This is a genomic window from Kiloniellales bacterium, from assembly GCA_030064845.1.
Classification (GTDB): domain Bacteria; phylum Pseudomonadota; class Alphaproteobacteria; order Kiloniellales; family JAKSDN01; genus JASJEC01.
The window spans coordinates 1-15,254 of sequence record JASJEC010000031.1; the positions used below are offsets into that span (position 1 = coordinate 1).

Consider the following 15,254-nt stretch of genomic DNA (forward strand, 5'->3'; position numbering starts at 1 on the left):
TCCGCGTGCAGGACGCCCGGCTGCAGGCTTTGATCGCCGATTACGAGAACGCCGTCCTGGAGGCCTATCGGGAGGTCGAGGACGGGCTCGTCGGTTTCCTTCGTTCGCGTGATCAGGCCGAGTTCCTCACGACCAGCGTCCAGGCCTCCAAGCGCGCCGTGGAAATCGCCTTGCGGCAGTACCGCAACGGGCTTGTCGACTACACGCGGGTATTGGAGACCCAGACCGCCCTCGTGGAGCGACAGGACAATCTGGCAGTCGCGCAGTCCGCCATCGCCCAGAACCTGGTCCTCAGCTATCGCGGCCTCGGCGGCGGCTGGCAGATCCGCGGGCCGAACGAGTTCGTGCCTGATGAGACCATCGAGGTGATGCGGGAACGCACCGACTGGGGCAATGTGCTGCCAGCGGAAGACATCTCGGATGCCCCGGACAGCGGTCAGGCGGCGGCGGAGACCAGAAACTATTTCCGCAGGGTGGATTTCTAGAGCAGATCGCGATTTATCGAATTCGCCCGAGGCGATCCGTTAATCGCGTGAATCCTCTAACCTCATGATGTGGAGCGGATCGTGTTTGGTTGGAACCAGTTCGTGGTTCCGACCAAACATGTGAATCCGCTTTACATCTCAGAGATACGGCAGATTCACGCGATTGAATGGATCGCACTGGGCGAGCCCATTCAATCGCGATCTGCTCTAGCCGTTCACGAGGAAGTGCGCACCGATGCTGCAGAAGTACCCGAGAGCGATCACCGGAGACCACTTGAGGTGGGACATGAAGGTGTACTGCCCTTTCGACGCACCCATCAGCGCCACCCCGGCCGCGGATCCGATCGACAGCAGGCTGCCGCCGACCCCGCAGGTCAGCGTGATGAGCAGCCACTGGAAGTGCGACATCTCAGGACCCATGGTGAGGATCGCGAACATGACCGGGATGTTGTCGATGATCGACGAAACCAGGCCCAGGGTCGTGTTCGCCGCGGTCGCCCCCCAGGTGCCGTACATGACCTCGGACGCCACGGCCAACCAGCCGATGAAGGCGAGCGCCCCGACGCTGAACATGACCCCGAAGAAGAAGAGCAAGGTGTCCCACTCCGCCGCCGCGATATTGCGAAAGATATCGAATTCCTCCTCGTCCGCCGAACGCGTCTTGCGGTGGTAGTAGGCGAAGAACATGAGCAACGACAGGCCGGTCATCATGCCCATGAAGGCCGGCAGGTGGAACACCTGCTCGAAGCTGATCGCCATTGCAATGGTGCAAGCGAAGAGCAGGATGGCGAAGCGGGCGCCGCGCTTCATGCGGACGGTCTCTTCCATCTTCTCGGGCTGTCCCTGCGGTATGAAGAAGTTCATGACCAAGGCGGGCACCAGGAAGTTGACCAGCGAGGGGATGAAGAGCTCGAAGAACTCGATAAACTCAATTCGCCCCGAAACCCAGACCATCAAAGTCGTGATGTCGCCGAAGGGGCTGAAGGCGCCGCCGGCATTCGCCGCAACGACGACGTTGACGAAGGCGACCGCGATGAATTGCGGCTTGCCCGCGCCTACGGCCATGATGACCGTGCCCATCACCAGGGCCGTGGTCATGTTGTCGGCGACCGGCGAGATGAAGAAGGCGAGGAAACCGGTGATCCAGAACAAGGCCCGATAACTGAAGCCGCGGCCGACCAGCCAGGCGCGCAGCGCCTCGAAGACGTTGCCGGCCTGCAGGGCGCTGATGTAAGTCATCGCGGCCAGCAGGAACAGCAGCAGCCCGGCGTACTCTTCGAGGTCGTGCATCAGCGCCTTGTGGATCTCTTCCCGAGGAAAGCCGTAGCCTGGCGCCAACCAGGCGATCAGTAACCAGATGATGCCGGCGCCGAGCATGACGGGCTTCGACTTGCGCAGGTGCGTCTTCTCTTCCGTCATGACGAAGAGGTAGGACAAGAGGAAGATTGCCAGACAGACGTATGCCGCCGGGACCCCGGTGGGATCGGGGATTAGGAACTCTTCGCGCGGCTCCGCGGCCAAAGCGCCGATCGGCGCAAGGACGGCTAGACCGAATACGGGCACTGTGCGCAGAAATGTGATCATGTCGAAGACCCCCTCCCCTCCTCGGATTACGGCCGCGTCCCTCTCTGCGGTTTGGACGCAATCGGCACGGACACTTCAATACCACAAACAGGCGACACCATCACCGGCAGGAAAACGCACCGCCGGCACAAGGTAACCGGATTCACATGTTCTGCCGGGACCACTTTGCGGTCCCGGCGGAACCTCAACCACTCTAGCCGTTCACGAGGAAGTGCACGCCGATGCTGCAGGCGTAGCCCAAGGCGATCACCGGGGCCCACTTCAGGTGACTCATGAAGGTGTACTGCCCCTTCGACGCGCCCATCAGCGCCACCCCGGCCGCGGAGCCGATCGACAGCAGGCTGCCCCCGACCCCGCAGGTCAGCGTGATCAGCAACCATTGGAAGTGCGACATCTCCGGGCCCATGGAGAGGATCGCGAACATCACCGGGATGTTGTCGACGATCGCCGAAACAATGCCCAGGGTCGTGTTCGCCGCGGTCGCCCCCCAACTGCCGTACATGACCTCGGAAGCCACCGCCAGCCAGCCGATGAACGCCAGCGCCCCGACGCTGAAGATCACCCCAAAGAAAAACAGCAAGGTGTCCCATTCGGCCGCTGCCACATGGCGGAAGATGTCAAACTCCTCCTCGTCCGCCGAACGAGTCTTGCGGTGGTAGTAGGCGAAGAACATGAGCAGCGACAGGCCGGTCATCATGCCCATGAAGGCCGGCAAGTGGAGCACCTGCTCGAAGCTGATCGCCAACCCAATGGTAAACGCGAAGAGCAGGATCGCGACAGGCGCCCCGCGCTTCATTCTGACGGTCTCGACGATCTTCTCGGGCTGCCCCTTCGGCAGGAAGAGGGTCATGATCGCGGCGGGTATCAGGAAGTTGACCAGCGAGGGAATGAAGAGCGAGAAGAACTCGAAGAACGTCACCTTGCCCGCGACCCAGACCATCAAGGTCGTGATGTCGCCGAAGGGGCTGAAGGCGCCGCCGGCGTTCGCGGCAACGACGACATTGACGAAGGCGATTGCTACGAACTGCGGACTGCCCGCACCCACGGCCATGATCACCGTGCCCATCACCAGGGCGGTGGTCAGGTTGTCGGCGATCGGCGAAAGAAAGAAGGCGATGAAGCCGGTAATCCAGAACAACGCCCGGTAGCTGAAGCCGCGGCCGACCAGCCAGGCGCGCAGCACCTCGAAGACATTACCGGCCTGAAGGGCGCTGATGTAGGTCATCGCCGCCAGCAGGAAGAGGAGCAGGCCGGCGTATTCCTCAAGTCCGTGGATCAGCGCGTTGTGGATCTCTTCCCGCGGAAAGCCGTACCCGGGGGCCAGCAAGGCGATCAAGCCCCAGATCAGGCCGGCACCCAGCATCACAGGCTTGGACTTGCGCAGGTGCGTCCTCTCCTCGGTCATCACGAAGAGGTAGGACACCACGAAAATCGCCAGGCAGACGTAAGCTGCCGGGACGCCGGTGGGGTCGGGCACGAGGAACTTTTCGCGCGGCGCGGCGGCCATGGCGGCGGTCGGCGCAAAGACCGCCAAGGCAAAGACAAGCGCCGTGCGAAGCACATTCATGATGTGGAACTCCCCCTCTCTCCTGCCCGGATTACGGCCCTGTTTCCGGCCGCGGTTTGCATGCGATCGTCAGAAACTTCTCGATACTCGGAGAAGGTGCGCATACCGGCCGTCGCGCCCCCTCTTGGAAGTGGCGTTGCGCCGCTGGCACGAGCGCGCCGTTTTCGGCGGCATGATCCGTCGAACACCGGCACCGCTTTGCTGCGCATGAGCGCCTCTACCCGACCCCGTGGACGCCCACAGCCTCAAGCGCCTGCCATCGCCGGCTCCGCTTGGGTTTGTGCAGGCGTGTCCGGCTGGACCTTGTAGAAAATCGCGTACAAGGTCGGCACCAGGTACAACGTCAGGAAGGTCCCGACCGTCAGGCCACCCATGATGGTGATCGCCATGGCGCTCCAGAAAACGTCGGTCGCGATGGTGGCGACGCCGCCCACCGTGGTGGCTGCCGCCAGCGCCACGGGCCGGGCGCGCGCCATCACCGCTTCGATGATGGCGTCGTAGGGCTTCATGCCGGCCTCGAGGTTGATGTTGATCTCGTCGAGCAGGACGATGATGTTCTTGATCATCATCCCGGAAAGGCTCATGGCGCCCAATATGGCGACGAACCCGAAGGGCGCATCGGCCACAAGCAGGGCGGGCGTAATGCCGATGAAGACGAAGGGCACCGTCAGGACGATTATGAGCACCGGCCGGTAGGCGTTGTAGAGCAGGACGAGGGTCAGAAGCACCACCGCGAAGGCCGGAATGATCCCCGGCTTGAGCGAGTCCGTCGCATCGAGAGTGCTTTCGTCCTCGCCGTCGAAGTAAATGTTGTAGCCCGGCGGCATCTCGATCGCCTGGATCTTTTCGAGCACGGCCTGCTTGAGCACGGGGTATGTCGTGCCCTTGGGCTCGGCCTGGAGCGTGATGGCTCGGCGGCGGTCGAAGCGCGTGTTCGCGGGCTCCTCCCAATCGAACCTGATTTCCCTCGTGACCTGGGATAGCGGCACGGTGTTGGCCATCAAGTTCCCATGGACCTGCAGGTTGTTCATCTCGGTTGCCCTGCGCCGCTCGTCCTCTGTGTGCCTCAAAATGATGGGGTAGATATCGTCTTCTTCCCGGTAGAGGCCGACCTGTTGGCCGTCGTAGGCGCGGCGCGTTGCACGGGCCAAGTCCTCGCGGGTGATCGCCGCCCAGCGGCCGCGCTCCTGAGAGTAGACAGGCACGACCCGCTTGACCTTGTTGCTCAGATTGGTGCGCACTTCCTTCGCAATAGGTGTGTCACGCAGGATCGCGACCATCTGATCCGTAATGTCGCGGAGTATGTCCAGGTCGGCCACCGCGGGCGCGGTCACATGCCACTCGAGCTTCCAGGTCTCGCTGGGGCCCACGCCGTAGAAGCGAACCCGGGTCACCGCCTGGGGATAGTTCTCTTCCATCCAGGGCTCGAGCCTTTCCACCAGGGGGAAAATCTCTTCGTAGCTGTTGGTGTTTACGACGATCTCCGCGTAGTGCGGCGTGTAGGGTCTTTCCGGGTCGACCGGCAGGTAAAAGCGCGGCGGCCCACCACCGATATAGGTGGATATGTTCTCCACCTCGTCGGCCTCCAGGATGTAGGCTTCGGCCCGTCGCACATCCTTGGCGACGTCCTCGATACGGGTGCCGTTGGGGTACCAGAAGTCCACCATGAGCTGAGGTCGCGACGCGTCCGGGAAGAACATCTGCTTGACTTGGCCGAAACCGACAAACGCGACGGCGAGCGCCCCACCGATGACGCCCAGCACGGGCCAGCGGAACCGCAGGCAGAGCTCGAGCGACTTCCGGAAGCCGGCCTTCAGCCGACCTTCGCCGGCGTCCGCCTTCGCCGCCTTGGATGGCTTCAGCATGTCGATGCACTGCATGGGCGTCAGGGTCATCGCGATGAGCCAGCTTGCGAATAGCGAGAGCGCCACGACGATGAACAGAGCTACGCAATACTCGCCTGCATCGGTATCCGAGGCATAGACGGGATAGAAGGTCGCGCTTGCGATCACGGTGGCGCCGAACAGAGCCGTCGCGGGTTGCACGGCGGCTTGGATGCTGGCCTTCACCCGATCCATGCCTTGGTCCATCTTCACCTGGGCGCTTTCCGCGACCACGATGGAATTGTCCACCATCATGCCCATGGCGATGATCAGCGCGCCAAGGGACATGCGCTGCAGGTTCATGTCCAACATGCCCATGCCGATGAAGGTCAGAGCGATGGTCAGCACCATGCCCGTCCCAATGACGACGCCCATGCGCAGTCCCATAGCAACAGTCAGCACGCCCAGCACGATGATCACGGACTGAACCAGGTTCAGCATGAAGGCCTGAATGGACTCGGTCACCAGGGTCGACTGCCAGGCCACCTTGCCGAGCTCGATGCCGACGGGATAGAGCGCCTTCAGCTCCTGGATACGCTGGTCGAGCCGTTCGCCCACCTCCACGATGTTGACACCTTCGACAGCGGCGATCTGTATGGCGATGGCCGGCTTGCCGTTGAAGCGCATCATGTCGTCCTGCGGCTCCTTGTAGCCGGGCCGCACCGCCGCGATGTCGTTGATCTTGATCAGCTCGTTACGGAAGCCACCGCTGCTGGCCGGACCTGTCGGCGTCGGCCGCGCCGCGGTGGGACCCGTCGGCTGTGCCGCATAGGGTCCGGTCACCGGCGGGCGCTGGCCAGCGACCTCGGCGCCGTAGGGCCTTAGGTAGAGTTCGCCAATCTCAGTCGGGTCGAGGAATTTGCCGGTCGGCGCGATGCGCATGCGCTCTTGGCCGACCTCGAGAAATCCCGAGTCAACTACCTTGTTCTGGATCTGAAGCGTATCGACGAAGTTGTTGGCGCTCAGGCCCAGCGCCGCCAGCTGAGTCTCGGCGACATCGATGTAAATGACCTTTTCCTGGACGCCCCACAGCTCGGCACGGGCGACGCCCTCCACCAGGCTGAACTCCTTCTTCAGGTCGTCGGCATAGTCCTCAAGCTGCTTGTAGGTGAAGCCGTCCCCGGTCACGGCCAGGACGAAACCGTAGACGAAGTTGAAGTCGTCGGAGATGTCGACCTTGCCGACGCCCGGCGGAAACTCGGGGAGCTTGTCCCGGATCTTCTTGCGGATGTCGTCCCAGACTTGCGGCAGCTTGTCGCGCCAGTACCGCTGGTGGGTATCGATCTTGATAACGGACAGCCCGGGATAGGAATGGGAATTGGTGTGCCGGAGCTCGGGCACCTCCTGTATCGCCTTCTCGATGCGGTCCGTGACCTCCAATTCCACCTCCTCGGCGCTGGCACCCGGATAGGGTGTGACCATGATCGCCTTCTTGACCGAGAAGATGGGGTCCTCGAGGTGGCCCATGGTGAAGTAGCTGCCCACCCCGCCGACAATGATGAGAACGGCGACGAAGTACGAGACCGCGGTGTTCTTGACCGCGAATTCCGTAAGGTTCATGACCGCTTCTCCCCGTAGGTGGGCTGCAGGTAGACCACCTGCCCGTCACGCAAGGTGTAAAGGCCGGCCGTGGCGACCCACTCTCCGGTCTCGAGGCCCGACCTGATCAGCATCCCGGCGTCGGTGATACTGCCGGTTTCGACTTTGCGTTTCTCGGCCACCGCCTTGACACGCGTGATCGACCGTCCCTCGGGCGGCTCGCTCTCGGGCTTCAGGACCCAGACGAATTGCTCGCCCGACTGATCCGACGCCACCGCATGGGTCGGGACCTTGATGGCCTCGGTCGGATCGTCGGGCAGGCGCGCATAACCGGTGGCGATGCCGGCCATGCCCGGCAGTATGGTCGCGCCGTCAGGTTGATCCATGACCAGGGTTACCGGATAGGTACGCGTGGTCTCTGTGGCTTCCTTGCCGATCTCTTGGATCTTCGCCTCGATCTCAAGGTCGGGGTAGGGATCGAAGACCACGGAAATCTTCTCGACGAAGGGCGCCAGGGTGATCAGTCCCTCGGGCACGTCGATCACCATTTCGACCTGGGATTTGTCGAGCAGCCTTACGATCGGCTGCTGCGCCTTCACATACTCGAACGCCTCGACGTAGGTCGCCACGATGGTCCCGTCGAATGGCGCTTGCAATGTGGTGTAGCTGAGGTCCAGCGCAGCGCGTTCGACACTCGCGGTGAGGGTGCGAATCTCGGCCGCAGTGGCATCCCGCTCCATCTGTCTCTGATCCACGTAGGTGTCGCTGACCGCGCCGGGATCCTCCTTGCGGATTTTGACTGCCCGCGCGAACTCCCCCTTGGCAAACACGTTGTCCGCCTTTGCCTTGTCCAGCCGGCCCTTCATGTTCTCGAGCGCGACCTCATAGTCGGTGGGGTCGATCCGGGCAATCACGTCACCCCTTGTGACGACGTCGCCGACATCCACGTTGCGCGTAATGACAGGCCCGAACACGCGGAACGAAAGGTTGGTCTCTTCCTTGGCCTTGGCCCGGCCCGGGAAACGGTCACGCCTGAAACCCTCGACGTCGCCGACCTTGGTCGCCAGGACCGGCCGGATCGGCTCCTCGACCGGCGCCTCCTCACAGCCGGCCAGCAGCCCGGCGGCGAGCAGCAAAGTCAGAAGTCCCTTTGAGCAATCGCTTGACATTTAGGAGACCCTCCCCTGTTTGCCTCTCCCCACGCTCTCCCTACAAGGGCATTCTCACAAGAGGTTAGGACACTGACAACACCCTTCTCGCCCGAGCGGGTCACAATTCCGAAGTCGGCCGCGACCGGGTTGATCTATCTCCGCGACGGAGAAGGAAATCAGCCGCAGAAGTGAGGATGAGGCGTGTAGAGCGCGCCGCTCCATGACCTGGATCAAGCCCGGCCGGCTCGCGCGACACGCCGCGCGCAGAGCTCATGAATGGACGTCGAGGCGAAGTCGATGTCGTCATCCCGCCCGTTCCCCGGACCACGATGCGGTATGGCGAGGTGGCCATGGCCCTCCCGCCTGGAGCAGATCCGGGTTTGACGAAACGCCAGAGGCGCTCCGATAAAGCCGGATCTGCTTGTCTCATGACAAAGGGCGCGTATCGGTAAATGGCAGGCCATCGCCGGTGAGCACCCAACTCACCGGCGATGGCGGGAATGCCCTCATCCGCCATGATCGCGAATGGAGCGCTCGGCGAACTCGATCAAAACGGATGCTCTAACTGCCTGATATCCTGAAATCCCGCATGTCTTGCCGGAACCGCAAAGCCTTCTCGTCGAAACATGATCCGCTCGAGGACAGGGATCAAAAGAGTGGGATTTCACCTCTGTCGACGCGCGCGATCAGGTCCTGCAGCCGGTTCCAGACCTTGTTGATCTCGTTGGTGTTGAGGCCGAGTTGGACCGTGTCGTCAGTGATTCGCACGCCCTTGTTCGGGAAGAGGTTATCGCCGGGCCGAACTTCCCGGAAGATGCCGTTCTCGTCCCGCTCGAACTGCGCGACAACGCCGAGCGTGTCGAGGTTCTCCCGTCGCACCCGGCGCAGACGCTCGATCGAGTCCCGCCGGAGCGCCGCGACGAAGATTCTCCCCCAATCGCCGAGGAAGGGGTTTCGGACGAAGGCCTCGAAGGCGATATCGTTATCGACGGAATATATCTGCCGCCGATCAGGTTCCTTCGAAATCAGGTAGTTACCTTCCTTGGCATCGCCGAAATCGGTGAGATAGGTGAAGAGGTTGAAGTTCGCCAGGTAGTAGGCGTAGGTCGGGTCCGAAACGAAGCGCGCTTCCTCGTAGTAATCCGCGCTGGGCGTGACATCCACCAACCACAGCTGCAGCAAGCCGAAGACACAGTTAGAGCCCGACACGGTCGGCCGACCGGTGCCGCCAGTGGCCTCCTCGAACTTGTCCAACGAAATGCAGACGATCCCGGAGGTTGGGACTACATAGTCTTCCGGATCGAGGAAGAGCTTCTGGAACTCGTAGGCTGCCAGCTGCCGACGCGGGCTGTTGTTGATTTCGTCGAGGGTCCTGGCTGGCAACTCCTTCCACTTGAAGCGGATGACCGTCTCCTCGGCCGTGCCTTCGAAGAAAAGGAGCTCGATGGAAAGCGCGCCGGATATGCCTTGGGCCGTGCGTTCCGCCGAAACCGGCTTCTCCTCGCCCGCAGCCAGCAGCGCCGGCAACTCGCGCTCGATCTCGCCCGGAGGATGGGGCCAATTAGGATAGCCGCTCGCTTCCGCCGGGCGCTTCGCGGACTCGAACTGCAGCGGCATCCCGGTGTTATCCGGGATGGTTTCGCATGCCGAAAGGCCAAGAAGCAGGACGATACCGGCGCTGGCCACACCACGGAAAACCCTGTCTGCCGACTCGCGGTAACCCCGCACTGATTTACACCCTTCCATGACCCCCTCACCCTTACGAAAGCATTTTCTTTGACGTTTCGCCCCGCGCACCGACCCTGCGCGAGAACCTCGGTACGCCGCGTTGACGGTCTCGCCTAACCCTAAACCTATCTCGTATTGTGATTTCCAGTCGAGCATGAATCGCTCGGCCGTCGACCGACCGGCGGACTCCCTCGCCGGTCAGGCCACGCAGCCGCAACGGGCGTGGATCAGAGCTCCCAGGAGCTTTCAATGCTTGCCGAACGGTGGTCTATTAGGGCGCTCTTATGGCATTGATGGGGCTGCGGAAAATGCCTATCGAAGACCAGTGCCCAAAGGTTCGGCGGCGAAGGGGCCGCGTTCTTGGCCTCTTCATGCTCTTGACCGCGACCGCCTGCCAAACGGTGGAGACGCCCACGGAATCGACGTCGCTTCAGGGCGCGCGCAACTTCCGCGACATCGGCGGGTACATCACCGACGACGGCCGACGGGTCAAGACCGGGCTGCTTTTCAGATCCGATAATCTGGGCAGCCTTACACGGGTCGACTTCGAGCGGCTCGACGAGCTCGATGTAAGGCAGGTCATCGACATGCGCGCCGAGGTCGAGCGCAACGACGCGCCCAATCTCTGGCCTCAGCCGGTACAGGCCAACGTCACCGTCAGCGAGATCACGGTCTTGTACCCGCGTCTCGACCCGCGGGAGTCGCGCCGGAAGATCCTCACCTGGGATGTGGAGGACGAGTACTTTCACGAGCTCATGGTCGAGGCCAACCGCTCTTTGGCGGTGGATTTCACGGGCCAATGGGCCGAGATCTTCCGTGGATTCTTGTCGCGGGACGGCCTCCCGGCGGTGGTCCACTGTGTCGAGGGCAAGGACCGCACCGGGTTCATCGTCGCGGTCGTGCTGCGGACGCTCGGCGTTCCCGAAGAAACCGTGATGGCCGATTACCTGCGCAGCAACGACCGCCTCGAGGCGCGCATCAACCGCCTGTCCGTCTTCGTTTACCTCGGGACACTGTTCCAGGTGACACCCGACCAGATCCGTCCCCTCTTGGAGGTTCGCCGGGAGTATCTGGAAGCCGCCTTTCAGGCCATCGACGAGCAGTACGGCTCGTTCGAGAACTACCTGAAGAAGGGGCTTGGCCTGAGCAATAGGGAACTAGCGCAGTTGCGCGACCGGCTGCTCGAGTAGCTCCCGGGTCCCTCGAGCAGGTCCGGGTTTGACTGAATCGCCGGAGGCGATCCATCAAACCCGGTGAATCTGCTCTGAACCTTAGATGTAGAGCGAATTCACATGTTTAGTTGGCAACCACGAAGTGGTTCCATCTAAACATGATCCGCTCTAGGAGCATCAGCCGTCCAGTTCGTTCGAGCCGAGCGGTGAACGGCGCTCCCGGTCCCATTTCAGGCCCCGGGACCCGCTTTTTCCGTCATTTCCTTAAAGCGCCGGCCGGCGTAGACCGCGGCGAACAGCCACACAACGATCAGCGGGATGGTGACGGCTGACAGCCAGCGGATGCTGGCGAACTCGACGAAGGCCGTCGTGATGCCGAGCGAAACGAAGACCGCGATGGCCTTGGCGAAGCGCTGGACGAACATGTCGATGAAGGCCTTGGCCTTGTATTTCTCCTCCTTGCTCGTCGGAACGTAGAGCGATTCCTTGGCCGATTGGTTCATCGAGTAACTGAACCCGTTGTCCGCGGTGTTGAGAAGGGAGCCGACCCAGAGGATCGGCAGGGCGGTGAAGCCCGCCGAGGCCACCAGGATTGCGACAGGCAGGACCATCAGCGCGACGCCCACACCCAGACGCGTCATCACAAACGCCGTAAGGAACAGCTGTACGAAGAAGGCAACGGTGTTGGTGATCGCGAAGACCAGGGAGAACTGCTGCCCGATCGCCTCGCCCGAGAGGTAATGGGCGATGGTGCTGGTGAACTGGAAATCGACGATGGTGGAGACGATCTCGTAGATGCCGACGATGCCCACGATGGCCAGGAGATAGGACGAGCGGAACACCAGCACCGCCCCTTCGACCGCCGGATTTCGACCCGTTTTCTCCTCGGTTTCTTCGGCGCTCTTCTCGGGCTCCAGCGGCGGATTCCGATCGACGATCCGCCCCGCAGCAAAGGCAACGGCCGCGATCGCCAGGCCCAGCGCAAAACAGATCCAGAGCCACTGCGGGCGCTCCACCTGGGCGATGAAAACAGCGACGAAGTTCGCACCGAAGACGCCGCCCGTGACACCGCCGAGACCGACCAGTCCGTAGAGTCGCTTGGCCGCATCGGGCGTGACGCTGTCGTTCAGGAAGGCGAAGAAGGTCGCCACCATCAGGGTCGAGAAGAGATCCCCGAAGAGATAGAAGCCCCAGACCGTCAAGGGGCCGGGATTGCCGACGAGGAAACTATACAGGGCGTAGCAGACGAGGAAGAAAGCCGTGAAGATGAAGGCGAGTTGCTGCCTGCGGTACCGGGTGGCAAGAATCGTGAACACCACCACGGCGGCGAAGGCGACGCCCATGTTGAGCACCTTGGCGATCAGCTCCGCCTGCGGGCCCGACATCTGCCATCCGAGCAGATTGAACCCGCCCTCGTCGTAGTACTCGATGAACAGCGCTTTCTTGATCGGCTTCAAGATCCAGAAGCTGGTGATGACCAGAAAGAAGTAGCTGAACATCAAGAGAGCGAGCGGAAGCTCGTCTCTGTGGATATCGAAGGCGGCCTTAAGGAAGTTGCTCTTCTTCATCATCGGTACTGTCGGCTGGACGGCGGCGCGCTCGCTGACGTCCGTCTCACAGGTCTCGCGCTCTGGATTCCAAGCACCGGCGGCTCCCCCGTCCCATAAACCAGGGCACGGCCCCGGCACGCTTGTCTCGGTCTCTCTCTCGCGGCGAGACCCAAGCACGGCTTCGGAGGTTCGTCAATCGGCCAGCCATTCTCCGGTGTGTGGGGCCTGGCTCCTTCCCCGAGGCGCAAGTCCACAGCGGCGCGAGGAGGGTGCACAAGCGGGCTGTTTGGCCGTAGAGTCGCCGCGGAGCGACCGGCCATCGCCCCACATGGCCGTCTCAGCACCTGCGGGCCGACGCATCCCACCGAGCCCAAAACGAGGATTGAAGAGCCTGGATGACGGACGCCGCTCAAACCGCCGAGCAACCTGGGCAACAGAGGTGGTTCCCACGGCCCAGCCTGTTTACCACGATGGTGGCGGCGGTCGTGTTGGGTATCGCCTCAGGGCTCTTTCTTGGTGAGTTGACCTCGAACTTGCGGCTGGTCGGCGACGTCTACGTCGGCCTGCTTCAGATGACGGTGCTGCCCTACATCGTCTTCGCCCTGATCGCCAGCATAGGGCGGCTTTCCCTGGCGGAAAGCAAGAGGCTCGCGGCGATCGCGCTGACGGTTCTCGCGGTGCTCTGGGGAATCGGTTGCGTGACCGTGGCGGTCATGTCCCTCGCCTTCCCGGCTCGGGAGTCGGGCGCCTTCTTCAGCACCAGCCTGATCGAATCCCAACCGGGCGTCGACTTCATTCAGCTCTTCATCCCGAGCAACCCCTTCGGTTCGCTGGCCAACAACGTGCCGCCGGCGGTCGTCGTGTTCTGCATCGTGTTCGGCGTTGCCTTGGTGGGGGTCGAGCGCAAGGAAGACCTGCTCAAGCACTTCGATACGATCGTGGCGACGCTGCTGAGGGTCAACAAGTTCGTCGCCAACCTCGCGCCGCTCGGCATTCTGGCAATCACGTCGGCCGCCGCCGGATCGCTGAGCCTGGAGGAGTTCGGGCGGCTCCAGGCCTACCTCTTGGTCTTCGCTTTCTGCGCCATCTTCGTGACTTTCTGGGCGCTGCCGATGCTGATCGCCGTCTGCACGCCCTTCACCTACAGGGAAATACTCTCGGTCTCGAAGAACGCGCTGCTGACGGTGCTGGTGATCCAGAGTCTCTTCGTGGTCATTCCAATGCTGGCGGAAGGCGTGCGGCAGCTCGCGGAAAAGCACCAACGAGAGGGGGTGAAGGCGGAACCCGATTTCGTCATCCCGATCGCCTACTCCTTTCCGCATCTGGGCAAGGTCCTGACGCTGATCTTCGTGCCCTTCGCGGCCTGGTTCTATGGAACGTCCATTCCCTGGGCGGACTATCCCACCTTCCTGGCTACCGGACTGGTACTTTCCTTCGGCAAGGTCGTCACGACAATCCCGTTTCTTCTCGACGCCAATGAACTGCCGTCGGACATCTTCAAGCTCTTTCTCGTTTCCAGTGTGTTCGCCGGCGGCTTCAGTGACGTGATCGGCGCCATGCATCTCATGGCCTTCACCACGCTGACCATCTGCGCGATGTCCGGCCTGATCCGAATCAAACGCACCAAGCTCCTGGTCCTGGTTGCTTTTTCTGTCGTGATCGTGGGCGCCATGATCCTGTCGGCGAGAACGCTGATCGACTATGTCTCGGGCGGTGGCGTGGACGGGCCGCCGGTCGTCCGAGGTATGCAACTGATGCAGGACGCGGCCCCGTCCACGCTGCTGCCGGCCGCGTCACCGAACCCCGTGCCCCTGGAACCGGGCCAGTCCCGGCTCGACCGAATCATAGCGCGTGGCGTGATGCGCGTCGGTTTCAAGCCGGACGATCTGCCCTTCTCGTTCCTCAACGAACAAGGCGAGCTTGTCGGTCTGGACATCGAAATGGCCCACGAGATGGCGAGAGACCTGGGCGTCGCCATCGAGTTCGTGCCGGCGGACTTCTCAAAGCTGGCCAAACACCTGGAGGCCGACGACTTCGATATCGCATTCTCGGGACTGGCGGCCACGACGCGCCGGGCCGCCGAGTTCTATCTGAGCGAGCCCTATATCAATCTCACCTTGGCGCTCGTGGTTCCGGATCACCTCAAGGATCAGTTTACCAACCTCGACAAAGCGCGTCGGAGAGCCGAAATCAGCGTCGGGGTTCCCAGGGGCGTATTCTTCGAGCATGAGATCCAGGCCGTCCTGCCCAATGCCAAGGTCGTCCAGCTCGACTCCGAGAGAGAGTTCTTCGAAGACCCCCCCGAACCCATGGACGTCCTGTTGTTCAGCGCCGAGGGCGGTTCCGCTTGGACCTTGATCCATCCGAAGTACACCGTGGTCAGCCCGGTTATACCCGCGACCAAGCTGCCGGTCGCCTACCCTTACGGCGGGCCCGACTCGCGGCTGAGGGATTTCCTGAAGCACTGGATCCACCTGCAGCGCGAGGACAACACCCTGGACGAGCTCTACGACTATTGGGTTCTCGGAACCGGCGCGCAAACCCGGGAGCCGCGCTGGAGCGTAATCCGCGACGTCTTCGGCTGGATCGATTGAC

General features: G+C 62.3%; 9 protein-coding genes. 3 read left to right on the forward strand and 6 right to left on the reverse strand.

Going from position 1 to position 15,254, the window contains the following annotated elements; translation table 11 throughout:
- On the forward strand, positions 1-485 hold a 485-nt coding region (locus QNJ67_12900), incomplete at its 5' end, for a TolC family protein (GenBank protein ID MDJ0609869.1).
- A 207-nt stretch (positions 486-692) separates the two neighbouring features.
- On the opposite strand, the gene nhaD (QNJ67_12905) is transcribed toward QNJ67_12900, so the two are convergent.
- The 5 genes from nhaD (QNJ67_12905) to QNJ67_12925 all read right to left on the reverse strand — a co-directional run bounded on the left by nhaD (QNJ67_12905) (position 693) and on the right by QNJ67_12925 (position 10,093).
- Positions 693-2,069 carry a sodium:proton antiporter NhaD gene (gene nhaD, locus QNJ67_12905; protein ID MDJ0609870.1) on the reverse strand — a complete coding sequence of 459 codons (1,377 nt, stop codon included), beginning with the start codon at positions 2,067-2,069 and terminating at the stop codon, positions 693-695.
- A gap of 193 nt (positions 2,070-2,262) precedes the next feature.
- Positions 2,263-3,636 carry a sodium:proton antiporter NhaD gene (gene nhaD, locus QNJ67_12910; GenBank protein ID MDJ0609871.1) on the reverse strand — a complete coding sequence of 458 codons (1,374 nt, stop codon included), beginning with the start codon at positions 3,634-3,636 and terminating at the stop codon, positions 2,263-2,265.
- A gap of 245 nt (positions 3,637-3,881) precedes the next feature.
- A complete protein-coding gene (locus tag QNJ67_12915) occupies positions 3,882-7,079 on the reverse strand; it encodes an efflux RND transporter permease subunit (protein ID MDJ0609872.1) in 3,198 nt (1,065 codons plus the stop codon).
- The gene (locus QNJ67_12920; protein ID MDJ0609873.1) at positions 7,076-8,194 is read right to left on the reverse strand and encodes an efflux RND transporter periplasmic adaptor subunit; all 1,119 of its coding nucleotides are present in this window, start codon (positions 8,192-8,194) and stop codon (positions 7,076-7,078) included. Before QNJ67_12920 ends, QNJ67_12915 begins: the two co-directional genes overlap by 4 nt.
- Before the next feature lie 663 nt (positions 8,195-8,857).
- The gene (locus QNJ67_12925) at positions 8,858-10,093 is read right to left on the reverse strand and encodes a hypothetical protein (GenBank protein ID MDJ0609874.1); all 1,236 of its coding nucleotides are present in this window, start codon (positions 10,091-10,093) and stop codon (positions 8,858-8,860) included.
- A 215-nt stretch (positions 10,094-10,308) separates the two neighbouring features.
- Between QNJ67_12925 and QNJ67_12930 the strand changes: the two genes are divergently transcribed.
- On the forward strand, positions 10,309-11,127 hold the full coding sequence (locus tag QNJ67_12930; GenBank protein MDJ0609875.1) for a tyrosine-protein phosphatase: 819 nt from the start codon (positions 10,309-10,311) through the stop codon (positions 11,125-11,127).
- A gap of 212 nt (positions 11,128-11,339) precedes the next feature.
- Here QNJ67_12930 and QNJ67_12935 read toward each other — a convergent pair whose 3' ends face one another.
- A complete protein-coding gene (locus QNJ67_12935) occupies positions 11,340-12,680 on the reverse strand; it encodes an Npt1/Npt2 family nucleotide transporter (GenBank protein MDJ0609876.1) in 1,341 nt (446 codons plus the stop codon).
- A 449-nt stretch (positions 12,681-13,129) separates the two neighbouring features.
- Here QNJ67_12935 and QNJ67_12940 point away from each other — a divergent pair, with 449 nt between their 5' ends.
- The gene (locus tag QNJ67_12940) at positions 13,130-15,253 is read left to right on the forward strand and encodes a cation:dicarboxylase symporter family transporter (protein MDJ0609877.1); all 2,124 of its coding nucleotides are present in this window, start codon (positions 13,130-13,132) and stop codon (positions 15,251-15,253) included.
- Position 15,254 lies beyond the last annotated feature (1 nt).

Bases quoted from the DNA above. Each gene is read 5' to 3' on its own strand.
- QNJ67_12925 (MDJ0609874.1), bottom strand. From the start codon at position 10,093: ATGCTCGACTGGAAATCACAATACGAGATAGGTTTAGGGTTAGGCGAG.
- QNJ67_12940 (MDJ0609877.1), top strand. From the start codon at position 13,130: ATGGTGGCGGCGGTCGTGTTGGGTATCGCCTCAGGGCTCTTTCTTGGT.
- QNJ67_12930 (MDJ0609875.1), top strand. From the start codon at position 10,309: ATGCTCTTGACCGCGACCGCCTGCCAAACGGTGGAGACGCCCACGGAA.
- nhaD (MDJ0609870.1), bottom strand. From the start codon at position 2,069: ATGATCACATTTCTGCGCACAGTGCCCGTATTCGGTCTAGCCGTCCTT.
- nhaD (MDJ0609871.1), bottom strand. From the start codon at position 3,636: ATGAATGTGCTTCGCACGGCGCTTGTCTTTGCCTTGGCGGTCTTTGCG.
- QNJ67_12915 (MDJ0609872.1), bottom strand. From the start codon at position 7,079: ATGAACCTTACGGAATTCGCGGTCAAGAACACCGCGGTCTCGTACTTC.
- QNJ67_12935 (MDJ0609876.1), bottom strand. From the start codon at position 12,680: ATGATGAAGAAGAGCAACTTCCTTAAGGCCGCCTTCGATATCCACAGA.